Source organism: Oceanicola sp. 22II-s10i (assembly GCF_002210105.1).
Classification (GTDB): domain Bacteria; phylum Pseudomonadota; class Alphaproteobacteria; order Rhodobacterales; family Rhodobacteraceae; genus Pseudooceanicola.
Genome location: NZ_AQQU01000001.1, coordinates 340,093 through 365,621, shown reverse-complemented (window position 1 = coordinate 365,621; position 25,529 = coordinate 340,093). Strand labels below are relative to the sequence as shown.

The 25,529-nt window shown below is 67.4% G+C and carries 26 protein-coding genes and 1 tRNA gene; 16 read left to right on the top strand and 11 right to left on the bottom strand.

The annotated features are described in order from the left end of the window. The first annotated feature begins 108 nt into the window (after positions 1-108). The 5 genes from ATO6_RS01905 (at position 109) to ATO6_RS01885 (ending at position 6,260) form a co-directional block, all read left to right on the top strand. Positions 109-1,293 carry a M24 family metallopeptidase gene (locus tag ATO6_RS01905; RefSeq protein WP_088622252.1) on the top strand — a complete coding sequence of 395 codons (1,185 nt, stop codon included), beginning with the start codon at positions 109-111 and terminating at the stop codon, positions 1,291-1,293. A 13-nt stretch (positions 1,294-1,306) separates the two neighbouring features. Beyond that, complete coding sequence (gene argE / locus ATO6_RS01900) at positions 1,307-2,476, top strand: acetylornithine deacetylase (RefSeq protein ID WP_088622251.1); 1,170 nt, start codon at positions 1,307-1,309, stop codon at positions 2,474-2,476. Positions 2,477-2,590: 114 nt separating this feature from the next. Further along, on the top strand, positions 2,591-4,294 hold the full coding sequence (locus ATO6_RS01895; RefSeq protein WP_088622250.1) for an acetolactate synthase catalytic subunit: 1,704 nt from the start codon (positions 2,591-2,593) through the stop codon (positions 4,292-4,294). Position 4,295: 1 nt separating this feature from the next. Then, positions 4,296-5,333: a zinc-binding dehydrogenase gene (locus ATO6_RS01890; RefSeq protein WP_088622249.1), complete on the top strand. Its 1,038-nt coding sequence runs from the start codon at positions 4,296-4,298 to the stop codon at positions 5,331-5,333. Between the two features lie 12 nt (positions 5,334-5,345). Continuing rightward, positions 5,346-6,260 carry an SMP-30/gluconolactonase/LRE family protein gene (locus ATO6_RS01885; protein ID WP_088622248.1) on the top strand — a complete coding sequence of 305 codons (915 nt, stop codon included), beginning with the start codon at positions 5,346-5,348 and terminating at the stop codon, positions 6,258-6,260. Between the two features lie 9 nt (positions 6,261-6,269). On the opposite strand, the gene ATO6_RS01880 is transcribed toward ATO6_RS01885, so the two are convergent. Continuing rightward, positions 6,270-6,893: a hypothetical protein gene (locus tag ATO6_RS01880; protein WP_141101915.1), complete on the bottom strand. Its 624-nt coding sequence runs from the start codon at positions 6,891-6,893 to the stop codon at positions 6,270-6,272. A gap of 276 nt (positions 6,894-7,169) precedes the next feature. On the opposite strand from ATO6_RS01880, the gene hemP reads away from it, so the two are divergent. Genes hemP through ATO6_RS01865 form a run of 3 tightly spaced genes read left to right on the top strand, consistent with a single transcriptional unit; the run spans position 7,170 to position 9,096 of the window. Next, a complete protein-coding gene (hemP, locus tag ATO6_RS01875; RefSeq protein ID WP_254919089.1) occupies positions 7,170-7,325 on the top strand; it encodes a hemin uptake protein HemP in 156 nt (51 codons plus the stop codon). Between the two features lie 5 nt (positions 7,326-7,330). After that, positions 7,331-7,822, top strand: coding sequence for a hypothetical protein (locus tag ATO6_RS01870; protein ID WP_088623363.1), 492 nt, complete (start codon positions 7,331-7,333; stop codon positions 7,820-7,822). A gap of 11 nt (positions 7,823-7,833) precedes the next feature. Further along, the gene (locus tag ATO6_RS01865; RefSeq protein ID WP_088622245.1) at positions 7,834-9,096 is read left to right on the top strand and encodes an imelysin family protein; all 1,263 of its coding nucleotides are present in this window, start codon (positions 7,834-7,836) and stop codon (positions 9,094-9,096) included. Positions 9,097-9,229: 133 nt separating this feature from the next. On the opposite strand, the gene ATO6_RS01860 is transcribed toward ATO6_RS01865, so the two are convergent. Further along, a tRNA-Cys gene (locus ATO6_RS01860) sits at positions 9,230-9,303 on the bottom strand. A gap of 893 nt (positions 9,304-10,196) precedes the next feature. Here ATO6_RS01860 and ATO6_RS01855 point away from each other — a divergent pair. Further along, a complete protein-coding gene (locus ATO6_RS01855; RefSeq protein ID WP_141101914.1) occupies positions 10,197-11,387 on the top strand; it encodes a hypothetical protein in 1,191 nt (396 codons plus the stop codon). On the opposite strand, the gene ATO6_RS24750 is transcribed toward ATO6_RS01855, so the two are convergent. Next, positions 11,363-11,698, bottom strand: coding sequence for a hypothetical protein (locus ATO6_RS24750; protein ID WP_141101913.1), 336 nt, complete (start codon positions 11,696-11,698; stop codon positions 11,363-11,365). The genes ATO6_RS01855 and ATO6_RS24750 overlap by 25 nt on opposite strands. 32 nt (positions 11,699-11,730) lie before the next feature. Then, the gene (locus ATO6_RS01850; protein ID WP_141101912.1) at positions 11,731-12,186 is read right to left on the bottom strand and encodes a hypothetical protein; all 456 of its coding nucleotides are present in this window, start codon (positions 12,184-12,186) and stop codon (positions 11,731-11,733) included. A gap of 516 nt (positions 12,187-12,702) precedes the next feature. Here ATO6_RS01850 and ATO6_RS01845 point away from each other — a divergent pair. The 3 genes from ATO6_RS01845 to ATO6_RS25380 all read left to right on the top strand — a co-directional run bounded on the left by ATO6_RS01845 (position 12,703) and on the right by ATO6_RS25380 (position 16,127). Further along, positions 12,703-13,353, top strand: coding sequence for a protein-L-isoaspartate O-methyltransferase (locus tag ATO6_RS01845; protein WP_088622242.1), 651 nt, complete (start codon positions 12,703-12,705; stop codon positions 13,351-13,353). A gap of 31 nt (positions 13,354-13,384) precedes the next feature. Further along, a complete protein-coding gene (locus tag ATO6_RS01840; RefSeq protein ID WP_088622241.1) occupies positions 13,385-14,797 on the top strand; it encodes a TolC family outer membrane protein in 1,413 nt (470 codons plus the stop codon). 73 nt (positions 14,798-14,870) lie between these two features. Next, on the top strand, positions 14,871-16,127 hold the full coding sequence (locus ATO6_RS25380; protein WP_088622240.1) for a hypothetical protein: 1,257 nt from the start codon (positions 14,871-14,873) through the stop codon (positions 16,125-16,127). On the opposite strand, the gene ATO6_RS01830 is transcribed toward ATO6_RS25380, so the two are convergent. Beyond that, positions 16,124-17,578 carry a cobyric acid synthase gene (locus ATO6_RS01830; RefSeq protein ID WP_088622239.1) on the bottom strand — a complete coding sequence of 485 codons (1,455 nt, stop codon included), beginning with the start codon at positions 17,576-17,578 and terminating at the stop codon, positions 16,124-16,126. The genes ATO6_RS25380 and ATO6_RS01830 overlap by 4 nt on opposite strands. A 99-nt stretch (positions 17,579-17,677) precedes the next feature. After that, on the bottom strand, positions 17,678-17,998 hold the full coding sequence (locus ATO6_RS01825; RefSeq protein WP_088622238.1) for a DUF6280 family protein: 321 nt from the start codon (positions 17,996-17,998) through the stop codon (positions 17,678-17,680). 213 nt (positions 17,999-18,211) lie between these two features. Between ATO6_RS01825 and efp the strand changes: the two genes are divergently transcribed. After that, a complete protein-coding gene (gene efp / locus ATO6_RS01820; RefSeq protein ID WP_088622237.1) occupies positions 18,212-18,775 on the top strand; it encodes an elongation factor P in 564 nt (187 codons plus the stop codon). 201 nt (positions 18,776-18,976) lie between these two features. Here the strand turns inward: efp and ATO6_RS01815 are convergent, their stop codons facing one another. Continuing rightward, on the bottom strand, positions 18,977-19,711 hold the full coding sequence (locus ATO6_RS01815; RefSeq protein ID WP_088622236.1) for a folate-binding protein YgfZ: 735 nt from the start codon (positions 19,709-19,711) through the stop codon (positions 18,977-18,979). A gap of 84 nt (positions 19,712-19,795) precedes the next feature. Between ATO6_RS01815 and ATO6_RS24950 the strand changes: the two genes are divergently transcribed. Continuing rightward, positions 19,796-20,332: a glycosyltransferase gene (locus tag ATO6_RS24950; protein ID WP_088622235.1), complete on the top strand. Its 537-nt coding sequence runs from the start codon at positions 19,796-19,798 to the stop codon at positions 20,330-20,332. Between the two features lie 4 nt (positions 20,333-20,336). Here ATO6_RS24950 and ATO6_RS01805 read toward each other — a convergent pair whose 3' ends face one another. Further along, the gene (locus ATO6_RS01805) at positions 20,337-21,023 is read right to left on the bottom strand and encodes a tyrosine-protein phosphatase (protein ID WP_254919044.1); all 687 of its coding nucleotides are present in this window, start codon (positions 21,021-21,023) and stop codon (positions 20,337-20,339) included. Positions 21,024-21,156: 133 nt separating this feature from the next. Between ATO6_RS01805 and ATO6_RS01800 the strand changes: the two genes are divergently transcribed. Next, positions 21,157-22,356 carry an alanine--glyoxylate aminotransferase family protein gene (locus tag ATO6_RS01800; protein ID WP_088622233.1) on the top strand — a complete coding sequence of 400 codons (1,200 nt, stop codon included), beginning with the start codon at positions 21,157-21,159 and terminating at the stop codon, positions 22,354-22,356. Positions 22,357-22,367: 11 nt separating this feature from the next. On the opposite strand, the gene ATO6_RS25375 is transcribed toward ATO6_RS01800, so the two are convergent. Both ATO6_RS25375 and ATO6_RS01795 read right to left on the bottom strand, forming a co-directional pair. Further along, entirely contained in the window at positions 22,368-22,493 is a 126-nt protein-coding gene (locus ATO6_RS25375; RefSeq protein ID WP_254919043.1) for a hypothetical protein, read from the bottom strand. A 110-nt stretch (positions 22,494-22,603) separates the two neighbouring features. Then, on the bottom strand, positions 22,604-23,713 hold the full coding sequence (locus tag ATO6_RS01795) for a pyridoxal phosphate-dependent aminotransferase (RefSeq protein WP_088622232.1): 1,110 nt from the start codon (positions 23,711-23,713) through the stop codon (positions 22,604-22,606). Positions 23,714-23,831: 118 nt separating this feature from the next. Between ATO6_RS01795 and ATO6_RS01790 the strand changes: the two genes are divergently transcribed. Beyond that, positions 23,832-24,623 (top strand): crotonase/enoyl-CoA hydratase family protein, encoded by a 792-nt coding sequence (locus ATO6_RS01790; RefSeq protein WP_088622231.1) that lies wholly within the window; start codon positions 23,832-23,834, stop codon positions 24,621-24,623. A gap of 4 nt (positions 24,624-24,627) precedes the next feature. On the opposite strand, the gene ATO6_RS01785 is transcribed toward ATO6_RS01790, so the two are convergent. Next, on the bottom strand, positions 24,628-25,494 hold the full coding sequence (locus ATO6_RS01785) for an NAD(P)-dependent oxidoreductase (RefSeq protein WP_088622230.1): 867 nt from the start codon (positions 25,492-25,494) through the stop codon (positions 24,628-24,630). Positions 25,495-25,529: the final 35 nt, after the last annotated feature.

Genomic DNA, 25,529 nt, shown 5'->3' with positions numbered 1-25,529 from the left:
TCTGGCGGCGCCACGGGGGCCTGCGGGCCCCCGTCTGCTGTCGTGCGTGTTTACATCACGCGCCGCAGCGCCGATGACTGGGGCAGACCGCAGGATGAGGGAGGCCCCATGCCGATCCAGAACGCCCCGTTCGCCCGTGAGGAATACGACCGCCGTATCGCCCTGACCCGCGCCGCCATGGCCGAGCTTGGCGTCGATGTCCTGTTCGTCACGAACCCCTCCAACCAGTTCTGGCTGACCGGCTATGACGGCTGGTCCTTCTACGTCCACCAGGGCGTGATCCTGACGATGGAGGGCGATCCGATCTGGTGGGGCCGCCTGATGGACGCCAACGGCGCGCGGCGCACGGTGTGGATGGAGGACGAGAGCATCATCCACTACGCCGATCGCTACATCCAGGCCCCGGATATCCACCCGATGGAGGACCTCGCCTCGCACCTGCGGATCATGGGCTATGGCGACAAGCGCATCGGGATCGAGATGGAGACCTACTACTTCACCGCCCGCGCTTTCGCCGTGCTGGCCGAGGGGCTGCCGAACGCGCAGTTCGTCGACGCCACGACGCTGGTCAACTGGCAGCGGCTGATCAAGTCGCCCGCCGAGATCGACTTCATGCGCCGCGCCGCGCGGATTTCCGAGCTGGTGATCCACCGCGCCGTCGAACTGGCCGAGCCGGGGATGCGCAAGCACGATCTGGTGGGCGAGCTGTTCAAGACCTCGGTGCAGGGCGAGGACGACAGCTGGGGCGATTACCCGGCCATCGTGCCGCTGCTGCCCTCGGGCGAAGACGCTGCCGCGCCGCACCTGACGTGGAACGGCGAGGCGCTGAAGAAGAACGAGGCGACCTTCATCGAACAGTCGGGCTGTTACCGCCGCTATCACGCGCCGCTCTGCCGTTCGATTTTCTTCGGCAAGCCACCCAAGCACATGTCGGACGCGGCGCAGGCGCTGACCGAAGGTCTGAATGCCGGGATCGAGGTCGCCCGCCCCGGCAACCGGGCCTGCGACATTGCCCGCGCTTTGGACACGGAGCTGATGAAGGTCGGCATCGAGCGCCCCGCCCGCTGCGGCTATGCCGTCGGCCTGTCCTATCCGCCCGACTGGGGCGAACACACCGTCAGCCTGCGCGCCTTCGACGAGACGGTGCTGCAGCCGGGCATGACCTTCCATTTCATGCCGGGCCTGTGGATGGAGGGCTGGGGTCTTGAGACCACCGAGACGATCCTGATCCGCGAGGATGGCCCGGCAGAGCCGCTGTGCAACGTGCCGCGCCAGCTGTTCGTCAAGGACTGAACCGGGGGGCGTGATGTCCGACCTTTCCGCATGCCGCGCGATCCTGGGTAACCTGATCGCGATGCCGACCGTTTCGGCGGACAGCAACCTTGCGATCATCTCGTATATCGCGGACCGGCTTGAACATGCGGGTGCGCGGGTCGAGGTGATGCCGAGTGCCTGCGGGACCAAGGCGAACTTGTTCGCCACGCTGGGCCCGGACCGCCCCGGAGGGCTGATGTTCTCCGGTCACACGGATGTGGTGCCGGTGGCGGACCAGCCGTGGACCAGCGATCCCTTCCGGATGGAGGAACGCGAGGGCCTGCTCTACGGGCGCGGCACCTGCGACATGAAAGGCTTCATCGCCGCCTGCCTCGCGCGGCTGGACGACATGGCCGAGGCCGCGCAGAGCCGGCCGATCCATTTCGCCTTCACCCATGACGAAGAGGTCGGCTGCCTCGGCGCGCGGTCGCTGGCCGGGGTTCTGCGGGATCGCGAGGCCCGCCCGTCGCTGGCGATCATCGGCGAACCGACCGACATGGCGCCGATCGAGGGTCACAAGGGCTGCTGCGAATATACCGTCACTTTCACCGGCTCCGAAGGGCACGGCTCGGCCCCCGAACGGGGTGTGAATGCCGTCGAATACGCCGCCCGCTATGTCGCCCGGCTGCTGGAGCTGCGGCAGGCGCTGATTGACCGGGCGCCTGCCGGATCGCGCTTCGACCCGCCGCATTCGACGATCAACGTCGGCGCGCTCAAGGGCGGGCATGCGCACAACGTGATCGCCGGTCACGCGGTGCTGGACTGGGAAATGCGGCCCGTGGTGCCCGCCGACATGGATTTCGTGAAGGCCGATCTGGCGGCGCTGGTCCGCGACGGCCTGCTGCCCGAGATGCAGCGCGTGTTTCCGGGTGCCGGGATCGCGACCGAGGTGATCGGCGAGGTGGCCGGGCTGATCCCCATGGACAGCAATGCGGCGCGGGACCTGATCCAGCGGCTGACCGGCGCGAACGGCGCGGGCGTGGTGCCCTTCGGGACCGAGGCGGGGCTGTTCCAGGAGATCGGGATGGAGGTGGTGATCTGCGGCCCCGGCTCCATCGCGCAGGCGCACCGGCCGGACGAATTCGTCTCGCTCGACCAGCTGGGCCAGTGCCTCGACCTGCTGGGCCGCATCTGCGGCGCGGTGCGCAGCGGCACCGTCTGAGGCCCGGACCGGCGTTTCAGGGATGTGGCCGCGCGTGATCGCGTCTGGCGCTTCGCCGCGCGATTGCCCATGCTCGCCTCGCGGCAGGAGGGCCGCGCAGGGAGGACAGGCGCAATGGACGGAAATCCGGGACAATCGCCGGTGGCGGTCACGCTGGCGGCGGCACTGAAACGCAACGGGGTCGAGGTGCTCTTCGGACAGAGCCTGCCGACCGCGCTGCATCTGGTCGCGCCGGATTTTGGCATGCTGCAGGTGAATTACCGCGCCGAGAACGCGGGTGGCGTGATGGCCGACGCCTATGCGCGGATCTCGGGCAAGATCGGTGTCGTCACCGCCCAGAACGGCCCTGCCGCCACGCTGCTGGTCGCGCCGCTGGCCGAGGCGATCAAGGCCTCGGTCCCGGTGCTAGCCATCGTGCAGGAGGTCAACCGCGACCAGACCGACCGCAACGCATTTCAGGAATTCGACCATTTCGGCCTGTTCCAGTCCTGCGCCAAGTGGATCAAGCGGATCGACGTGGCCAGCCGGGTCGAGGATTACGTCGACATGGCGATCACCGCCGCGACGACCGGTCGTCCGGGGCCTGCGGTCCTGCTGTGTCCGGCGGACCTGCTGGTGGAGCTGCATTCCTCCATCGACACGCGGCAGGAGGTTCTGGGCACCTTCCCGCTCGACCGGTCGGTCCCCGATCCGGCGCGCATCGCCGAGGCCGCCGCGCTGCTCGCGCAGGCGAAGAACCCGCTGGTCATCGCGGGCGGCGGCGTGCACCTGAGCCAGGCGACGGCGGCGCTGAGCGCATTGCAGGACGAGGCGCATCTGCCGGTTGCGACGACGAACATGGGCAAGGGCGCGGCGGACGAAACGCATCCGCTGACGGTCGGCGTGCTGGCCAACGCGCTCGGGTCGCATTCGCCGTTCCGGCATCAGAAGCCACTCTTGGACGAGGCCGACGTGGTGCTGCTTATCGGGACGCGGACCAACCAGAACGGCACCGACAGCTGGAAGCTCTATCCTCCCAAGGCCCGGTTCATCCACCTCGACATCGACGGGATGGAGATCGGCCGCAACTACGAGGCGCTGCGCCTTCAGGGCGACGCGCGGCTCGGGATCGAGGCGCTGTTGGCTGCGCTGAAGGACGCGGGTCTGGATCAGCGCAAGGCCGCCCGCGCCGGGATCGAGGCGCGGATCGCCGAGGGCCGCGCGAAAGGGCGGGACGAGGCCGCCCCGGTCACGCAAAGCGACTCCGCGCCGATGCGGCCCGAGCGGATGATGGCGGAGCTCGACAAGCTGATCGACGCGGACACCATCGTCTGCGCCGACGCGTCCTATTCCTCGCTCTGGATCGTGAACTTCCTGACTGCCAAGCGCGCCGGGCAGCGGTTCATCACCCCGCGCGGCATCGCCGGGCTGGGCTGGGGCATGCCCTTCGCGCTCGGCGCCAAGGTGGCGGATCCGGCGAAGAAGGTTGTCGTGCTGGTCGGCGATGGCGGGTTCGCCCACACATGGGCGGAGCTGGAGACGGCCCGCCGCATGGGGCTGGCCGTCACGGTGATCGTCCTGAACAACGGCATCCTCGGGTTCCAGAAGCACGGCGAGCTGTCGAAGTTCGGCGACCACACCGGGGCGATCTTCTTTACCGAGGTCGATCACGCGAAGATCGCAGAAGGCGCGGGCGTGCGGGGCATCCGCTGCGAGAACGTCGAGCAGTTCGTCGCGGGGCTGAAGGAAGGGCTGGCCTCTGACAAGCCGGTGCTGCTGGACGTCATGACCTCGCCCGACGCGCATCCGCCGATCGCGGCCTTCGAGGGGAAGCTCTGACATGAAGGCGCTGAGAAAGATCGCCGCCCAGGCCGGTGTCGCGCTGGAAGAGGTGCCGGAGCCGTCCGCGCCGCAGGGGACCGACGTGATTGTCGAGGTCGAGGCGGCGGGCATCTGCGGGTCGGACCTGCATGTCGACGACTGGACGCCGGGCTACGAATTCATGGTGCCGCTGCTGCCGCTGACGCTGGGCCACGAATTCGCGGGCCGCATCGTGGCGGTCGGGCCGGATGTGGAACACGTCAAGGTCGGCGACCGGGTCACCGTCATGCCCTCAGCTCCCTGCAACGCCTGCCCGGCCTGCCGGGCAGGGGACAGCGAGAAATGCCAGAACAAGCAGACCCTCGGCCTGCGGCGCGACGGCGGGTTCGCCCCGCGCGTCACCGCCCGCGCCTCGGGCTGCCTGCCGCTGCCGGACGCGGTGGATTACGAACTGGCCGCGCTGACCGAACCGCTCGGCGTCGGCGCGACGGCGGTGCGGGTCGGCGGCGTGGGGCAGGGCGACCGGGTCGTGGTCCTCGGCCCCGGCACCATCGGGCAGGCGCTGGCGATCTTTGCCCGGCTGTCCGGCGCGACCGACGTTGCCGTGGTCGGCTTCGACGACGCACCCCGGCTGGAGACCTGCCGCGCGCTCGGCTTCGATCAGGTTTACGACCTCAAGGAACCGGGGGCGATGGACCGTCTCAAGTCGGATTTCGGCGGCTGCGACGTGGTGTTCGAGGCGACCGGCAAGGCGGTGTCGATCACCGACGGTCTGGCCCTGCTCAGGATGGAGGGCGTGTTCGTCATGGCCGGCATCCACGAAGAGGATGCCCGCTTCCCCGCCACCGACTTCGTCCGCCGCCGGTTGCAGATCCGTGCCAGCCACGGTGCGCGCGGCCCGGAATGGCGGCGGGTGCTGGCGGCGATGGCCAAGGAGCCGGAGATTTTCCGCAAGATGATCACGCACCGCCTGCCGCTGGACGAAGCGGTGCGCGGCTTCGGCCTCGCCCATGAACGGGGCGCGTCCAAGGTGATGATCCTGCCGGGTCAGGGATAGGGAGGAACGACGATGAAATTCACCAAGGTCTGTGATGGGCTGGAGTTCCCCGAGGGCCCGATCGCGATGGACGACGGATCCATCGTGCTTGTCGAGATCAAGCGGCAGACGCTGACGCGCGTGACACCGGACGGCAAGAAGGAGGTCATCGCCGAACTGGGCGGCGGCCCGAACGGCGCGGCTATCGGGCCGGACGGGGCCTGCTACGTCTGCAACAACGGCGGCTTCAACTGGCGCACCGACGGCGGGCACACGCGGCCCACGGGGATGGCGGACGACTACGTCACCGGGTCGATCCAGCGGGTCGACCTGTCCTCGGGCAAGTTCGAAACGCTTTACACCGAATCCGACGGCCGGCCGCTGCGGGGCCCCAACGACATCGTCTTCGACAAGGCGGGCGGGTTCTATTTCACCGACCTCGGCAAGTCGAATTCCGAGATGATGCACCACGGCGCGTTCCACTACGCGCAGCCCGACGGGTCGTCCTGCCACAGGGTCTTCGGCCCGCTGGTCACGCCGAACGGCATTGGCCTGTCTCCCGGCGACACCGAGGTCTACGTGGCCGAGACGCGCACCAGCCGGATCTGGGCCTTCGAGGTTACCGGCCCCGGCAAGGTCAAGCCGCCTGTCGCCCCGCGCCCCGGACGGCTGGTGACGACGCTGCCGGATTTCCAGCTGCTCGACAGCCTCGCGATACAGGAGAACGGGCATATCGCGCAGGCGACGCTGGTGCGGGGCGGGATCAACATCGTCGACCCCATCACGGGCGCGGCGGAGTTCGTGGAATGCCCCAGCGATCCGTCGATCACCAACATCTGTTTCGGCGGGGCAGACATGATGGATGCGTGGATCTGCGCCTCGGCCACCGGCGCGCTCTATCATGCCCGCTGGCCCTATCCGGGCCTGCGGCTGCACTTCAACGCCTGACGCGGCCGGTCAGGCCGCGCTGGTGCCGATGCAGCGGGTGGCGATGACCGAGGTGTCGGTCATGTAGCCCCGCCTGCGGGCGAAGCTTTCCACCCACGCCGGTTTCGGCGCGTTCGGGTCCATGTTGTAGTAACGCGAGTTCGACCATGCGAGCAGGTCGTCGTATCGCGCGACGAGCAGGTAGCTGGTGACGCCGTCGCGAGGCGCGGTGTGCCACAGGCCGATGACGTTGCACTTGGTGTCGTGCTCGAACCCGTCCCAGACCGGGATGGTGTCCTGTTCAAAGGCCTCGGCCTTGTCGGAAAGGACGTGGAACCAGCGGTTGGTGAACATCGCCGGGCTGTCGCCCAGCATGTCGAGGTTCCGCTCCGCCGCCGGGGTGAGCGCCTGCCGGTCGACCGAGGTCACATCCGCGATCGCCCCGATTTCGCCCGCCGCCCGGTCCAGCGCGGCACGATCCTCGCCCGAGACGATGGCGAACACGGTGTTCACGCTGGCCCCGATCTGGGGCGAGAACAGGCCGATCGCACGGGCTGCGCCATCGGCCAGCCGGGTCGCCGTCAGCGCGGCGCCGACCGAGGCGGACTGGTTCGAAGCGGTGCGGATTGTCAGGTATTCCTTCATGTCGGGCACACTGTGTCTGCCTGGATCCTTTGCGACATGGTCTCTCCTCCTTCGGGCAGGGCGGGCCCGTTTCTCCGCTGTCAGCCTAGCATCGGTCACAAGGCAGGGAAGCCGAATTCAGATATGCCGGAAATCCGATGAAAAGACTCGGATTGACAATTCCGACTTAATCACTCAGCTTTGATGTGAAGCCCCAGCCAACCCCGTCGCCTCTGCGCGAGCACGGGTCAGCCCGGCAAGCGACCCAGGACGCAGACGATGTCAGGCGACAGGAAAAGCGGCATGATGAACGAAACGGACCAACAAACGGACGCCGGACAGGCGCCTTCGCATCAGGCGGAACAGCTGACGGGGGGCGGAAACACCGCCCAGATCGAACACCTCGGGCAGACTTACACGTTGCGGATCACCCGCGCGGGCAAGCTGATCCTGACGAAATGACCGACATGAGCACCCCTGAAACCACACCGCCACGCGGCGGGGCCCCGGTGGGCTTCCTGTCGGAACTGCCGCCGGTCGAAGCGGGCGCCGTGCTGTGCCTGCGCCAGTGGTGCGACGGCGCCGAAGGCCGCCGTCGCATGTCGCAGGACTTCGCCGCGGCCCTCGGCTCGCGCAGCGGCGAGGCCGCGATCCGCGCGTTCGAGGACCTCTGCGACCTTTGCACCCGTCACGGCCGCCGCCCGCTGATGCGCCACCACCTGGGGTGCAAGTGCCTCGGCGCGGACGAGGCCTGTTTCGCCAACTTCATCGCCGCCGCCAGCGAAGGCAGCCGCGAGGACGCCCTGTTGTTCGCGACGCTGATCGTGCGGGCCGACATGGCCCCGTGGCTGGCGCATCTGGCGGAAACCTTCGGCCTGTCGCTCAGGCGTATGGCAGCAACGCCCGCTCACGGGCCAGCAACCGAAACCGGCTCCGGACTCCCCCGGACCCTGCACTGAAAGGCATCCCGATGCACACCCTCTCCCGCGCCACATTCATCCTCGGCCTCGCGCTTGCCGGTCCCGCCGTCGCGGCCGACCGCGGCGCCGTCCTCGACACCTACGCCGACATCGCCGCCGCGAAATACGCCGACAGCCTGACCACGGCGCAGGCCCTGCAGGGCGCCGTCGATGCGTTGGTCGCCAGTCCGTCGGAACAGACGCTCGCCGCCGCGCGCGAGGCATGGCTGGCCGCGCGGGTGCCCTACCAGCAGACCGAGGTCTACCGCTTCGGCAACCCGATCGTGGACGATTGGGAAGGCAAGGTGAATGCCTGGCCGCTGGACGAGGGTCTGATCGACTATGTCGACGCGTCCTACGGCGGGCCGACCGACGCCAACGAATTCGCGGCGCTGAACGTGATCGCGAACCCGCAGATCACCATCGCGGGGCAGGAGATCGACGCGACCGAGATCACCCCCGCGCTGATCGCCGACAGCCTGAACGAGGCGGACGGGATCGAAACCAACGTCGCGCGCGGCTATCACGCGATCGAATTCCTGCTCTGGGGGCAGGACCTGAACGGCACCGGTCCCGGCGCGGGTGACCGGCCCTATACCGACTACGTTCAGGGCGATGGCTGCACCGGCGGCAACTGCGATCGCCGCGCCAACTACCTGACCTCGGCCACGGCGCTGCTGATCTCGGACCTTGAGGAAATGGCGACGGCATGGGCCGATGGCGGAGAGGCGCGCGAGGCGCTGATGGAGGACGAGGGCACGGGCCTCGTCGCCATGCTGACCGGTATGGGCAGCCTGTCCTACGGCGAGCAGGCGGGCGAGCGGATGCGCCTCGGCCTGATGCTGAACGATCCGGAGGAGGAGCACGACTGCTTCTCCGACAACACCCACAACTCGCATTACTACGACGGTCTGGGCGTGCAGAACGCCTATCTCGGCCGCTACGTCCGTCCCGATGGCAGCGTGGTCGAGGGCGCCTCGCTCTCCGATCTGGTGAAGGAGACCGACCCCGCGCTGGACGCCGAGATGCGCGGCAAGCTGGACACCACGATGACCGCGCTGGACGCGATCCGGACCGAGGCCGAGGGCGGCTATGCCTATGACCAGATGCTTGCGGCGGGCGACAAGAAGGGCGAGGCGCTGATCATGGCCGCCGTCAACGGCCTGATCGACCAGACCCGCAGCATCGAACGGATCGTCACCGCGCTCGGACTCGACGCCATCGCGTTCGAAGGCTCGGACAGCCTGGACAACCCGTCGGCCGTTTTCCAGTAAGACGACTGTGTCCCGACAGTGCCACGGCCGGCGGCCCGCCGGCCGTGGCGCCGTTGCGGCGGGTCCGGCCTGCAATACCGCGTGCCACCCGGGTCATGGCGGGGCTTAGTCTGAAACCGATGTAAGGTGAAATTGGAGGCGAGTACCGGAATCGAACCGGTGTGCACGGATTTGCAATCCGCTGCGTAACCACTCCGCCAACTCGCCTTTTCAATGGCTTAGCCTGATGACGGAGGGGCTTGCCACTCGCCCTGCCGCGCATTCGCGATTCGGGCACGGCTCGTTCTATCGCCTCTTCTTCTGGGCCTCAACCGCTCTCGCGCGCTGACGAACCTGCCGCGTGTCGTACTGCGCCATGGCGGGACTCTGCCCTGTCACCGCTGCGATCAGGTCGTCGCTGCAGTCGCACAGGAACAGCTGGACGGCGGCCGTGCAACGCAGGGCGCGTAGGTCCAGCGCTTCGGGCCTGATCGCCTGCCTAGCCCACCACGCACCACGCGGGATGAGGGCATAAAAGCGGGCCGTCTGCCTCCGAAAGCATGCTCAGATGTCGCCGGGCGCTTGTTCCAGCGCGGCGGCCAAGTGCGGGGTGAGAGGCAGCCAGAGCAGCTTCCCGGACTTCCCCTACCTCAGCCTGATCCCGCCATCCTCGATTTCGCTCCATCGCATGCGCTGCACGTCGTCTATCCTCTGGCCTTAGCCGAGGCAGAGCACCAATATGATCCGCCCGCCCTTCACGGCTTGTAGCGCCACGCGAGCCTTCAAGCCCGCATCCCGTCTCGCCGAAAATCAATGCTGGGTGTCGAAGTCGGATGCGATGACTTGTGGCAGTGGTGCGATTGCATCGACTTCGGCCCGCGCCTGGATCACCTCCGGCTCATGCACCACATCCGGACGATGCGCTCGGGCCGGATTGCGGCCGAGGCCGGTTTCCGGTCGTCGCGACAGAATGATCGCTGCATCACACCGGGCTTTGCAAAATTGACTTGTTGCGACGTGACGCTAACACCCGATATCACCGGTCCGCGGGCATTCCTGCAAATCGGTTAATTCACCAAACCTTGCCCGGACCAGTCATCCGGGGAATAGTGTGCGCCGCCATGACTACCGAAAGCTCATCTGCCGCCGCACTGTTGGAGATCGCTGCATTGGCCATCAGGGCGGTGACATCCGCAGACCGGATGAACGATGTATGCGACCGAATATCCGAGGCGCTCTCGCTTCCGGGGGTGGCGATCTTTCAATACGATTTGCGCCATCGCACGTCCCCCGTGTTCTTCGGATCACATGTTTATCAGACGCAGGAGGTGGCGCACCTGCGCTCGGAGTTCTTCTCGGGTCAGGTCTGGCAGGACAGCGGGGCCTACAAGGTTGCCGCTCGGGCGCCGGTCGGTGCGGTGATGACCGAGGCGGCCCTCATGGGCCTGGATGACGCTGCCGAACTTCCGCCCAACTCTTTCCGCGAGCGTCTGCTGCAGGCGACGGGTGCGCGCGCAAGGACGGTGACGAAGTTGAATTCCGTGGGGCCGTTTCTCGACTGCGTCATCACGAATGACGCGCTGGAACCGGCGGTCGCTTCGCCGGCGTTCCGGGCCTGGGCCCCGAACCTGGTGCCGCTGCTGGCGCTTGCGATGGAAGGGCAGCGGGTCGTCACATCACTGGCCGACGGCTATGCGGCTCTCAAGACCCTGTTTGACAGGTTGAACATCGGGGTCGCGTTCATGGCGCCCGACGACCATGTGTTGCTGGCCAACCCGACCTTTCGAGCGATGGCCGCCGAAGGTGATTGCGTGACGCTCTCGGGTGAACGGCTTGAATGTGCCGATATCGACGACGCGCGCGCTCTGGCTGCCGCGCTCAACGGGGCGCTACGAGGCGACCTCCCGGCAAATCGGACAGTTCTGATACTGCGACGTCGCTCCGGCGGGCTGCCGATGATCGCGCGCGTTGTCCCGGTCAAGGACGGCGATTTGGGACATGCCCACATGGCCATGCTCGTACTCATCGATCCGGAAGAGGACACGCATGTCACGGCCCGCGGCCTCGACGCGTTCCACCTGCTGACCCCGGCCGAACTCGAGGTCTGCGATCTGATCGTCAAAGGGTTTCGCACCGACGAGGTCGCCGAACTGCGTCAAACCAAACTTCAGACCACCCGGTCCCAGATCAAGGATGCGATGGCAAAGCTCATGTGCGATACGCGGCTCGACATGCTGAGGCTGGCGCTGGCGACCTCACCCAATCTGATCCGCCAGGAGTCCGAGCCTCACTTGCAGGCAAAGGTCCAATAGGTGAAAGCGCGTCCGTTGTGCACGGTGTAGGTGCCGTTGGCACGTACGCCTGTAAACTGCGTCGGCTCTCCACCGCTTCGCCTGCAGCTATGGTTTCCGGAGTCGCGATAGCACCAGTAGAAATTTACATATTCGCCGCAGTTATTGACGAGCGTGCCGTTCCTTGCCCGTGCGCAGTACGATCTGTCCTGATACTGCCCGCTGTCGCACCAGCGGACGTTGGACGCCGAGGCTGCGGTGCTGCCGAAGCTCAACACGGGCGCTACGCAGAATACTGCAAGAAGGGCATTGGTGATCCGGGTCGTTGGCATGTCGGGGTCCTTTCGGCGAACGGGCAGGCGAATTACGTACAGCGAATGATGAAGCGGTTCCGGGCACTCATCATGAAAACGGCGATGTTTTCCGATATTCGCCCCGCGCCCAGGGTCATGTTGAGCTTGTGGCCTCGGGCATTTAGTACCTCGATCTTGAGCGACCGGCGGGTCAGGTTGGTCAGGGTGAAATATGTGTACTGCCCTGACAGGCTCTGTCGGTGGGCCGCTTGCAGCTGTGGCCCGCTCCGGGTCTTGCACATGTAACTGAAGCCCGCATCAGCATCGTTTGGGACGATGAAGAACGAGATCGCCATAAGCAGGATGCCGGCGAGGCGGGGCGGAGTTGGAATGGGTCTTTTCAACATGGCCTGTATCGCGGTTTTCGTGAAACGGTGGTGATCGTACCAGGCGCGGGATGTCGTCGCGGCGCCGCTTTGCACAATCGGATTTCGGGTTCGACCTCCCCACTTGTCAGCGGAGTGCACGATACCTTCTGAGGAAGACGAGCCGCCCGCATACCCCACGTGGGGGTTGTGGCTTTGCACGTGGTGATCCGTTCGCGTGCTCCTGCGAGGGACGATTGGCTTGACCGGACCGCGCGGCGCCGCCCCGTGAGCACGCTCCTGAATTTGGTCGAGTGCCGGCCCGGCCCGCGGCTGCAGAGATGCCAGTCCGCAGCTGCTATCGCGTTTCGCGGTCGCGGTTTTCTCTGCATGGCGACAGGAACGCTGTCGACATGCGGGTCACCTGGCACATGCCCGGCAACGCGCTCGACGGCGTGCACCGGCTCGCCGGGCCGGACAGGCGAATGGACTGGTGGCCCCGCCGCACATTCACGACTTCATAAGGTGTCGCGGCCCCTAGGTTGATCCGCCCGACCCTCGCAAGTGTCATGGGTGTGGCAAACGGAACAGGGCTTGCGGATCAACGTGCCACGGTGCGTTGCCGCCCTCGGACATATATGGCAATACGAACCAAGGATTCTGCAGGGGACAGGTAGAATGGCAGATTACGCAGCGCGACGCACCACCATGGTCGACGCTCAGATCCGTCCCTCGGACGTGACGAAATTCCCGATCATCGAGGCGATGCTCGCGGTGCCGCGGGAACTCTTCGTGCCGACGGAAAAGCGAGAGGCGGCCTATCTGGGCGAGAACCTCGATCTCGGTGGCGGACGGGTGCTGCTGGAGCCGCGGACGCTGGCCAAGATGCTGGACGCGCTGGACATCCGGTCGGACGAGCTGGTCATGGACCTGGGCTGCGGCTCGGGCTATTCGGCCGCCGTCATCGCACGCATGGCCGAGGCCGTGGTCGCCGTCGACGAACCCGACCGGCTGTCGGGCGCGCAGGACGTGCTGTCGCAGATCAATGCCGACAACGTCATCCTGCACGAGGCCACCCTGACCGAGGGCGCCGCCGAACACGGACCCTACGACGCGATCGTGGTCGAAGGCGCGGTCGAGGAACTGCCCGAGGCACTGACCGCCCAGTTGAAGGACGGCGGGCGGATTGTCTGCCTGTTCATGGAGGGCCGGCTCGGCGTGGTGCGGATCGGTTACAAGAATGACGGGACGATTTCCTGGCGCTTCGCTTTCAACGCGTCCGCGCCGGTGATCCCCGGTTTCGAGAGGCAGCGGGCCTTCTCGCTATAGTCAAAACAAAGAAAAGAGGCAGGGCGGTACGATGAAAGGACTGAAGACAGGACTGAGAGTTGCGGCGCTGGCTCTTGCGACCGGGCTTGCGACGCTTCCGGCGCGGGCCGAAACGTTGGCCGATGCGCTCGTGTCGGCCTACAACCAGTCGGGACTGCTTCAGCAGAACCGGGCGCTGCTGCGGGCCGCGGACGAAAACGTGGCGCAGGCCGTGTCGGCCTTGCGGCCGATCATCAGCTGGTCGGCGGGTATCGACCAGTCCCTGACCCGGACGTCCTCCGCCGCCAATGGCTTCACCGCCACGAACAGCGATTCCGCCAGTGCAACACTGGGGATCACCCTGCAGCTGCTGGTGTATGATTTCGGAGCCTCCAAGGTCGATATCGAGATCGCCAAGGAGTCGGTGCTGAGCGCGCGCTACACGCTGCTGCAGGTGGAACAGTCGGTTCTGCTGCGGGCCGCGACGGCGTTCTTCGAGGTCCGCCGGGCAACCGATACGCTGGCCCTGCGCCAGAACAACATGCGCCTGATCACGCAGGAACTGCGCGCCGCGCGGGACCGCTTCGACGTGGGCGAGGTGACGCGCACCGACGTGTCGCTGGCCGAGGCCCGGCTGGCCGCCGCGCGCAGCGGGCTTGCCGCCGCCGAGGGCGCGCTGAACGCGGCACGGCTGGAATATCTGGCCGCCACCGGGCGCGAGCCGGGCAATCTGGTGCCGCCGCGCAGCCTGCCGCGGCTGCCCGCTTCGGTGCAGGACGCAATGGCCGTCGCGGTGCGTCAGCACCCGAACATGCTGGCCGCGCAGAAGGACGTGACGGTTGCGGAGTTGAACGTGACCGCGGCCGATCTGGCGCTCAAACCGACGATCAGCGCCTCGGCGCGGTATGGCGTGACGCGGAACCTGAACAACGACGGGTATTCCAACGGCGTGACGCTGGGGCTTCAGGCCACGGGTCCGATCTATTCCGGCGGGCGGCTCAGCTCGCTGCAGCGGCAGGCGATGGCCCGGCGCGATGCGTCGCGGGCAAACCTGCACACGGTCGCCCAGGGCCTGCGCCAGCAAGCTGGCACAGCCTACTCCAACGTGCTGGTCGCACGGGCCAGCCGCCTTGCGGGCGAGGAACAGGTGCGCGCGGCGGATGTCGCGTTCCGCGGCGTGCGCGAGGAAACGACGCTGGGTGCCCGGACCACGCTGGACGTGCTGAACTACGAGCAGGAACTGCTGTCGGCACGGACCACCTTCATCTCGGCCCAGATCGACGAATACGTGAACGCCTACAACCTGCTGGCCGCAACGGGCCGGATGACGGCCCGGGACCTGGGTCTGGGTGTCCAGCTGTTCGACCCGGCGGGCTACTACAACATGGTGAAGGATGCGCCGGCCGGCCTCAGCGAGCGCGGGCAGAAGCTGGACCGTGTGCTCCGCAAGCTTGGAAAAGATTAAAACTGACAGCGGTCAGTTGAGAAATCGACGTCTGCAGGCTATTCTGCGGGCGAGGCGAGAGTGGTGACCTGTCATGTCCGATCCCGTGACCAACGTGCAGATCGAGGATGTTCTGTCCTCCATTCGCAAGCTCGTGTCCGAAGAGGTCCGGGCACAGACCCGGCAGGGCCGCGATGCGGCGCCCCGTTCGACCCCTGAGGACCACCGCGCGGCTGAGCCTGAACAGCCGAAACCGGTCGACAAGCTGGTGCTGACGCCGGCGTTGCGCGTGCACGATCCCGAGGACATGGCGGATGAAGGTGAAGCGGGCAGTGCCCTGGATCTGTCGGCGTTCCAGGAGGACGAGTTCGACGAATCGCCCTTCCCGCCCGAGGTCCTGACCGAGTCGGATGAGGCAGAGCCGGTCGCCACGACGGGCCGGGACCGGAACGCGGGTGACGATGCCGACGTGGACGGGGCATTTGACATGGCCTCCTTCAACGACTGGCTCCAGGACGCCGACAAGGATGACGACGCCGCCGGAGGTGCGCATCAGTCGGACTACGCGCGCGACAGCGACGCCCTGATGCGTGAACTGGCCGCCGCGGAGGCCGAAGACGATGACCTCGGCTACGAGGACGAGGGCGGCAATGTCGCCGGCCCCGTTCTGGGGAGCTATGACCCGCGCAACGACGACATCGGCGAAGAGGAAGGTGCACAGCTTGACCCCGCCGATTTCGAGGAGGAGCCCGACGAAGAGGCTCTTGCGGATGATGACGACGCGATGACGCCGGAAGAGGCCGCGCCCGAGCCGGCCTTCCTGCATCGTGAGCCGCGCCCCGACAGCCCGATCCCGTCCTTCCTGCGGTCGCGCGGTGTCCTGTCGCTCGAGGAACGCATCGCCGGTCTGGAACGCGGCGCAGGCCAGGCCAGCGCGGACCTGTCCGCTGCCGGTGCACAGGATGCAGACACTGCGCTTGCGGGTGATGCGGCCAGCGAGGCGCTCTTGTGGGAAGATCATCTCGATCCGGCCGATGACGACGAGGTCGCGGACCTGCTGGATGACGATCAGCCCGGCATCGGACCGGCGGATGACGAGCTGGACCACGGCACGTTCCAGACCTCCGCAGGCGCGGGGTGGCAGCATTCCACCACATCCCGCACGGAGCCGGATCGGAACGAATTCTACGACGACGCACCGATGATCGACGAAGAGGCGCTGCGCGACATGGTTGCGGAGATCGTGCGGCAGGAACTGCAGGGCGCCCTGGGCGAGCGGATCACGCGGAACGTGCGCAAGCTGGTCCGTCGCGAAATCCAGCGGGCCCTGACGGCGCACGACCTGCTTTAGGCCGTCACCTCGGCCGCCAAAGCCAGTATCGCATCCAGATCCAGATGCGCCGCCACATGCGCGGCCAGCCGGTCCAGCGTCTGTTCCACCTCGTAATCATGGCTGAGGCCCGAGGCGACACCTGCCTCCGACAGCCACGCGCGCCGGAACGTGTCCGAGGCGAATAGCCCGTGCAGATAGCACCCCATGATCCGCCCGTCGCGTGACGCCGCACCTTCGGGCCGCCCGCCGATCTCCAGCCAGGCCCGCGCGCAGTCCGGCCCGGCCGTTTCGCCCAGGTGGATCTCGTATCCCGACAGCGCCGCCCCGCTGGCAAGGTGGCGCGCGTCGGACAGGGCAAGCCGCTTGGCCGGGCGCATCACGGTGGTGACGTCCAGCAGCCCAAGACCCGCGACGGTGCCGGGCGGCCCCTCGATCCCTTCGGGATCGGCGATCTCGCGCCCCAGCATCTGGTAACCGCCGCACAGCCCCAAGACCAGCCCGCCGCGCCGCACGTGGGCCTGCAGGTCGATATCCCAGCCTTCCGCGCGGAAACGGGCGAGATCGGATATTGTGGCCTTCGATCCGGGGATCAGCACAAGATCGGCATCGCCGGGCAGCGGGCGGCCCGGCCCGATCATCTGGACCGAGACGCCGGGCTCGGCGCGCAACGGGTCCAGATCGTCGAAATTCGCGATCCGCGGCAGATGCGGCACCGCGATGCGGAATGCGCCGTCGCCGCGCGATGCGATGTCCATCACATCCTCGGCGGGCAGCCGCCACGCATCCTCGAACCACGGCAGCACCCCGAGCGAGGGCCAGCCGGTGTGACCGGTGATCGCCGTCAGCCCGCCGGTGAACAGCGCCGGGTCGCCACGGAACTTGTTGATCGCGAACCCGTGGATCCGCGCCGCATCGGATGGCGCGAGAACAGCCCTGGTCCCGACGATCTGCGCGATGACTCCGCCGCGGTCGATGTCGCCGATCAGGATGACGGGCACGCCCACCGCCTCGGCAAAGCCCATGTTGGCGATGTCGTTCGGGCGCAGGTTGACCTCGGCCGGACTGCCCGCCCCTTCGACGACAATCAGGTCCGCCACCCCGGTCAGGTGATGGAACGACTGCAGGACGGAGCCCAGAAGCCCCTTGCGCAGCCCCATGAAGTCAGCCGCCGCCGTCGTGGTCAGCCGATGCCCCTGCACGATGACCTGCGCGCCGATGTCGGATTCCGGCTTCAGCAGCACGGGGTTCATATGCACGGTCGCATCCACCCGTGCCGCCAGCGCCTGCAGCGCCTGGGCGCGCCCGATCTCGCCTCCGTCGACGGTCACGGCCGCGTTGTTCGACATGTTCTGCGGCTTGAACGGCCGGACGCGCAGGCCGCGATCGGCAAAGGCACGGCACAGGCCGGCCACGATCATCGACTTGCCGACGTTGGACCCGGCGCCCTGGATCATGATCGCCCGTGTCATCGGGACCGTTTCCTCATGCGCGCCATTCGGCACTCCCAAAGAGAAAGACGCGCCCCGAGCGAGGGGGCGCGTCTTTCATGGCAGCAGTCTGTAACTGGTTCAGGCGGCTTCGGCCTGTTCGGCGGCATGGCGACGCTCGCTCTCTTCGCGCGACAGCGCGACCGAGGTGCGCACACCCTTGGACACGAACTCCATCAGGCCCTGAACAACGCGTTCGTTCGGGTCGATGCCGGCACAGCTCAGAACCTCGCGGCCATCGCGCGAGCGCGCCCAGCGGGCGATCTGATCCGGGCCGTTGCCGTATTTCTTGTCATCGGCAATAGCATCGTCGAGCGCGGCAAGAACAACGGCCGCGAAGAGTTTCCGCGCCCGGTTTCCCTGTTCGTTGTTGAAAGCCGTGCCGTCCACGAAATCCTTCATCTTGCGTCCTTTTGTTATTGCTCTTGCGTTTCTGGCGTCCGGCGACTTATGGCGAAAGGGTGACGATTCGGATAGCGCTTTAAAGCAAGTCCGTCATGCGTCTTTTGCATGGCTTCCGGGTCTGCCTAGCGAACGGTCGTCATATTGCCTCAGCCGTTCCGCCGATATATAGGTCCGCCCTGATTCAGATCAACCTACTTCGCGGAAAGTGGTATGCCGAAAATTAACGGGAACGAAATCCGGCCCGGTCACGTGCTGGAACATGACAACGGGCTCTGGGCGGCGGTGAAGGTCGATCACGTCAAACCCGGCAAGGGCGGCGCGTTCGCACAGGTCGAGCTGCGCAACCTGCGCACCGGCTCCAAGCTGAACGAGCGGTTCCGCTCCGCCGACAAGGTGGAACAGGTCCGGCTCGAGCAGAAAGACCAGCAATTCCTATATGAAAACGACGGGATGCTGGTGTTCATGGACGCCGAAACCTACGAACAGATCGAGTTGCCCGCAGACCTGCTGGGCGAGCGTCGTCCGTTCCTGCAGGACGGCATGACGATCCTGGTCGAGTTCTACGGCGAAGAGGCGCTGAACGCGACCCTGCCGCAAAAGGTGACCTGCAAGATCGTCGAGACGGAGCCGGTGGTGAAAGGCCAGACGGCCGCCAACAGCTTCAAGCCGGCGATTCTCGACAACGGCATCAAGGTGATGGTCCCGCCGTTCATCGGACAGGACGAGGACATCATCGTGAACACCGAGACGATGGAATATTCCGAACGCGCCTGACGTCGCGTTATGCGGAAACTGCAAGGCCGGGCTTTTGCGCCCGGCCTTCGTGTTTTCGGGGGTGCGTCGGCCCGTCAGGCGGCCCGGATGCCCGGGATACGGGCGGTCCGGCTGCCCGGATTGTTGCACGGGCGCCTCAGTTGCCCAATCCGCGGGCAGTCCCCCCGGCATCCGGAATGCACGCTCGAAATTTGCGGCCGATTACTGCGGCCAGACGACCCGCGCGCCCTCGGCCGACATCGGCCCTGCCGCGCGGTCGAACCGCAGATAGGCGATCGCCCGGTCGCCCGCCCGCGTGTGCAGCACACCCGCAGCCTTCCCGTCCGCGACGATCTCGGCGCCCGGATCGGCCGGTCCGTCGACATCGACCACGGCCAGACCCTTACGCAGCTCGGTCTTGTGCTTCATCCGGGCCGTGACCTCCTGACCGACGTAACAGCCCTTGCGGAAATCGACGCCGTGCAGCCGGTCGAACCCGGCTTCCAGTATGAAGGTGTCGGCGGTCAGCTCGATTCCCGTCTCGGGGATGCAGTGCGCCACCCTGACGGCGTCCCAGTCGGTGCCGTCATCGGTCGGCGCCGCGTCGTACCGCCGCCAGCCGAGCGCCGGGTGGCGCGGGTCCGCAACCGCCCCCTCGGGCGGCGTGCCGCTGCCGCGCGAGACGCCCAGCCCGGTCTCCTCGATCTGCACCTTGGACCGCAGCTTGTACATCGTCAGCCGCTGCACCAGCCCGGCAGCGAGGCTGTCATCCACGTCCAGCAGGATCGACTCGCCGTCCTTCACGAGGAAGAAATCGGCAAGGTATTTCCCCTGCGGCGTCAGAAGCGCGGCATAGACGATCCCCGCACTGTCCAGCTGCCGGACGTCGTTGGTCACCAGATTCTGCAGGAAGTCGCGGGCGTCGGGCCCGGTGATGCGGTAGATTGCGCGTCCCATGGGTGGCAGCTTTCTCTTCGGTCTTGTCAGTCAGGTGTCATGGGTCAATATAGCCAGCCTAGACGCAGGTAACAGGGGGGAGCCGTGCGCGCGCCTGTCTCCGTCATCATTCCAACCCTCGACTCGGCCACCGATCTGCCCGGCTGCGCCGCCGCGCTGTTCGAAGGGCTGGAGGCCGGTTTGATCCGCGAACTGATCGTCAGCGACGGCGGATCAGGGGACGCGACCCGCAAGGTGGCCGCCGACCTTGGCGCGATCTGGGCCGAGGGCGCGTCAGGCCGTGTCGCGCAGATGCGGCGCGGGGCGACCGAGGCGGGCGGCGAATGGCTCATGTTCCTGCCGCCGCGCGTCCGGCTGGGGCCCGGCTGGGCCGAGGTCGCCCTCCAGCATCTCGTGACGGACCGGCCCGCCTGCTTCCGCCTGGGGGCGGGGGGCGGACCACTGGCGCGGATCGGGGCGGGGGTCGTGAACCTCGCCGTCCGCGCGGGCCGTGCGCCGCGCCCCGTGCAGGGGCTGCTGCTGCCGCGCCACGTCTGGGCGGCGCTGGCCACCGACCGGCCCGAGGACGCGCTGCGCAAGGGCCTGCACCTGCTGCCCGCAGAGGCCGTGGCCGCGCGCTAGTGGATCAGCGCTGACGGCGGCGCTGATCGAACTCTGCCTGTATCGCCTGCGGATCGTAGTCCTTGCGCAGCCAGGTCTCCAGCGGCAGGCCTGATGCGGCGTGACGGTCGAGGATCAGTCCCAGCACACCCGCGCGGCTGCGGGCGAAATGCAGGTGCCTCGCCGAAAGCTGCCGCCGCGCTTCGGCAGGGCTGCGTCCTTCGCAGGTCATGAGGTAGATCGCGGCGGCAAACCCGCTCCGGTCCGCGCCTGACTTGCAGTGCATGAAGAACGGCCGTTCGATATCGCGGAAGATCGCGATCAGGGACAGGATGTCCTCTGCTGCAGGCGCACGGCGGCCCGGCAGGTGCGCGACCACATGATGCAACCGCAAAGCGGCGCAGGCCTCCCGCGCCATCAGCAGTGGCGGGCCGTCGCCCTCGTCCCCGCGCAGGTTGAGAACCGAGCGCACACCGGCCGCCTTCATAGCGGCATAGCGCGCCCGCGTCGGTTGGTTGGACCGGAACACGCCCGGCGCGATCTCGGCCCCGTTGGTCCAGCGGCCGCGCAGGATGCCGTGGTCGAACCAGCGGATGTAGATCTCGGCCCGGCGCCGGTCCTCCGGCGTCGAGAAATCGGTGCGGTAGCCGTAGCGCCACCGCCGTTCCCATTCCCGCAGCCGTTCGAGCCATCCCATTGCCGTGCCATCCACCGGAAGATCCTGCGACTTAGCCGCCCTGCGCCAGCGCACGCAAGGTTTCCGCCGAAGTGGATCGCGGGCAATTGACCCTCCCGAACGCCACGCTAAAGCTGCGCGGGTTGAATATTCCGCCGGAGTCCTTCCCATGTCCCTCGCCGCTGGCCGCCCCTACCTCGCCATTCCCGGCCCGTCCGTCATGCCGGACCCGGTGCTTCAGGCCATGCACATCCCCTCGCCCAATATCTACGAGGGCGAGATCGTCGACCTGATGGCCTCGCTGCTGGTCGACCTCAAGAAGGTGGCGCGGACCGACGGCTATGCGGCGATGTACATGTGCAACGGCCACGGTGCATGGGAAGCGGCGCTGTCGAACGCGCTGCGGCCCGGTGACAAGGTGCTGGTCGCCGTCACCGGCCGCTTCGGCCATGGCTGGGCGGATCAGGGCGTCGGCGTGGGGCTGGAGATCGAGAAGGTCGACTTCGGCCTGAAAAGCCCCATCGACCCCGCCCGGATCGAAGAGGCCCTGCGCGCGGACAAGGAGCACCGGATCAAGGCTGTCCTGTTCAGCCACGTCGATACCGCGACCTCGGTCCGCAACGAGGCCGGCGTCCTGCGCGCCGCGATCGACGCGGCGGGCCACCCGGCGCTGCTGATGGCCGACTGCATCGCCTCGATGGCCTGCGACCGGTTCGAGATGGACGCCGACGGCGTCGACATCGCCGTCACTGGCAGCCAGAAGGGCCTGATGGTCCCGCCGGGCCTCGGCTTCGTCTTCTACAACGAAAAGGCCAAGGCCGCCGCCCGTGCCCGCAACGGCGAGGTCTCGCGCTACTGGGACTGGGGCCCGCGCGCGGAACCCGACTGGGCCTACCAGTATTTCGGCGGCACCTCGGCCACGCACCACGTCTATGGCCTGCGCAAGTCGCTGGACATGATCCACGCCGAGGGGATGGAGGCGATCTGGCATCGCCACGCCGTTCTGGCCGAGGCGATCTGGGCCGCCTGCGAGACATGGGGCCAGGGCGGGCCGATGACGCTGAACATCGCCGACCGCAAGGATCGCAGCCATGCGGTCACCGCGCTCGGCCTCGGCGGCGACAACGGCGCGCGGCTGCGGAAATGGACCGAGACGCAGGCCGGCGTCGTGCTGGGCCTCGGCATCGGCATGGCGGAGCGCGACGATCCCAAGGGCGACGGCTTCTTCCGGTTCGGCCACATGGGCCACGTCAACGCGCACATGATCCTCGGCCTGCTGGGCGTGGTCGAGGCGGGGATGCGGGCGCTGGACATCCCGTTCGGCGCGGGCGCGCTGTCGGCGGCGGCCGAGGTGATCGCGCGGGGCTGAGCGCCCCGCCGTCAGCCCATCCGTGTCGACAGCCAGCTGATCCCGCGATTGAGCGCGTAGCCGGTCGCGAGGACGGCGGGCATGCCGAACATCGCCCAGATCACGCCGAGCATCCACAGCAGGTTCACGAGCCCCATCCACAGCACCGCTGTCGTATAATCTGGGGCTGACGGCCGCTTGTCGTCCATGGCCACCTCATCCAACCACATATGGATAAGAATAACGCGGACGCGGCGTCTGTCACCTGTCAGGCGCGACGCGCCTCGTCCAGGGCGGCGGGCAGCGCGGCTTCGAGCAGGGCAAGGTCCGCCTCGGTCCCGCACGTGATGCGGATGCAGCGGTCCTGCAGCGCGACGAAGGGCATGCGGATGAACACGCCGCGCTTGGCCATCGCCGCGACGGTCGCGCGGGCCAGATCGCCGGTGCCGCCGAGGTCGACGGTGACGAAGTTCGTGGCCGAGGGCAGGGGCGTCAGGCCATGCGCCCGGACGATCCGCCCGATGTGCTCACGCGCGCCGATGACCATCGCCTGCGTGCGTGCCAGCCAGTCCTGATCCTGAAGCGCCGCAAGCGCGCCGATCTGCGCGGCGCGGTTCATGCCGAAGTGGTTGCGCACCCGCTCGAAGCCGCCGATCAGCTCCGGATGGCCGAGCGCATAGCCGACCCGTGCACCCGCCATGCCGTAGGCCTTGGAAAAGGTGCGCATGCGGATCACGCGCGGATCGTCCACCGGCAGCGGCAGGGCCGCGTCAGCCGGAGCGAACTCCGCATAGGCTTCGTCGAGGATCAGCAAGGTGTCAGCGGGCAGCGCGTCCAGCGCGGCGGCCACCGCGGCGCCGGTCATGTAGCTGCCCATCGGATTGTCAGGGTTGGCGAAATAGATCAGCCGCGCGCCGGTCGCGCGGGCCTTTTCGATCAGCGCCGGCAGATCCTCGGCATCGTCACGATACGGCACCGTTTCCAGCCGTCCGCCGTAGCCGACCACATGGTAGTTGAACGTCGGATAGGCCCCGGCCGAGGTGACGACCACGTCGCCCTCGGCCACCAGCATCCGCACGAGGTATCCGAGCAGTCCGTCGATCCCTTCGCCGACGACAATGTTCTCCATCCCGCAGCCGTGATGCGCGGCCAGCGCCGTGCGCAGGTCATGGCTGGTCGGGTCGCCGTATTGCCAGATCGCACCGGCCGCCGTCTCCATCGCCGCGATGGCCTTGGGCGAGGGCCCGAAGACGTTTTCGTTCGCCCCGAGGCGGGTGTCGAAGGGCGCGCCCCGGCGGCGTTCCAGTTCCTCCGGGCCCACGAAGGGAACGGTGGCGGGCAGCGAGGCGACGAGGGGTGTCAGGCGAGGTCCGGTCATGGCGCGAATTAGATCCGGTCCGGGGCACTCGTCCAGTGAAATCCGCATGCCGGGGCTGGACCTTGGCGCGCGGATGCGGTGCAGTCGCGCCAACGTCAGGTTGCAGGAGGACAACAGAATGAACGATCGCGTTTCCGTGGTGGTCGAGGACCATATCGCAAAGGTCACGCTGATCCGGGCGGACAAGATGAACGCCGTGGATCCCGAGATGAAAAAGGCCATCGTCGAGGCGGGCGAAAGCCTGATGGACCGCGACGATGTCCGTGTCGTCGTCCTGTCGGGCGAGGGCCGTGCCTTCTGCGCCGGGCTCGACATGGCGAGCTTCGGCTCGATGACCAAGGAAGACCCGGTACGCCGGATGATGGTGCGGACGCACGGGCTGTCGAACATCAGCCAGCGCGTCTCGACCGTCTGGCGCGAACTGCCGGTGCCGGTGATCGCGGCGGTGCATGGCGTGGCCTTCGGGGCCGGGATGCAGCTGGCCATCGGGGCCGACATCCGCGTCGCCGCGCCGGACGCCAAGCTGTCGATCATGGAGATGAAATGGGGCCTCGTCCCCGACATGGGCGGCATGCCGATCTTCCGCCACATCCTGCGGTCCGACGTGCTGCGTTACCTGACCTACACGGCGGACATCATTCCCGCGACCAAGGGGCTGGAACTGGGTCTCGTGACCGAGCTGGCGGACGATCCGCTGGCCCGCGCGATGGAGATCGCGCAGGTGATCGCGGGCAAGTCGCCCTCCGCCATCCGGGCGGCCAAGCGGCTGATCGACTTCATCGAGAGCGGGGCCGACGAAAAGGCCGTGCTGCTGGAGGAAAGCCGCGAGCAGGCGAACCTGATCGGCGGCGATCACCAGAAGGAAGTGATCCGCGCCAACATGGAAAAGCGCCCGGCCAAGTTCGGCTGAGCCCCTAGCGGGCGAGGCCCGAAGCATAGGACGAATAGCGCGGGGCCCAGTTCAGCAGGTTCCGCGCGCGTTCGTTGCTGACCCGGAACGACCCGAAGCCCGGCCGGTCGCCGGGTTCCGGCGCCTCGGCCCCGACCTGCGTGCAGACATGGGTGAACAGCCGCCGCCACGTCGTCGGCTGATCGTCCGTCACCGCGATGGTTTCGCGCGCCTGCCAATGGCGCAGGGCTGAGACGGTAGCCTCGGCCATGTCCGAGATGTGCACCAGCGTGACCCAATTGTCGGGCTCCGCCGGCAGCCGCAGCTTGCCCGCCACGGCCTGCGCAACCCATGCCTCGTCGAACCCGGTGCCCGGACCGTAGAACAACCCGCCCCGCAGGATCATGTGGTCCAGCGGCGCGCTGCGCACCGCCGTCTCCATCTCCAGCGCCGCGCGCAGGGCCTCGGTGGCCAGCGGGTTGCCCTGCGGCTCGGGGCTTTCGTTGCCGCGCATGACGCGGTCGCCCCCGTTGCAGACCATCGCGATGGACTGCTGCACCAGCCGCGCCACACCCGCGTCCTGGCAGGCCGAGATCAGCACGGGCACCCCGTCACGCCTGAGCCGGTCGTTGGCCGCGAAGTCACCGCGACCCGAGGGGCCGGGCAGAGAGGTGGCAAGGTTGATGCAGGTGGAACAGCCGTCCAGCGCGCGGACGAGGCTTTCGTGGTCGAAGATATCCGCCTCGGCGATCTCGGCCCCGGCGGCGCGGGCCGCGCCAGCGGCCTCGGGGCGGCGGACGATGGCGCGGACGCGGATGCCGTCCTCGGTCAGCCGGGGCATCAGGTGACGGGCATAGACGCCATTGGCGCCGAGTATCGCGATGTCGGGCACTGGAACCTCCGGGACCGGAGGTTCCAGTAATGGCC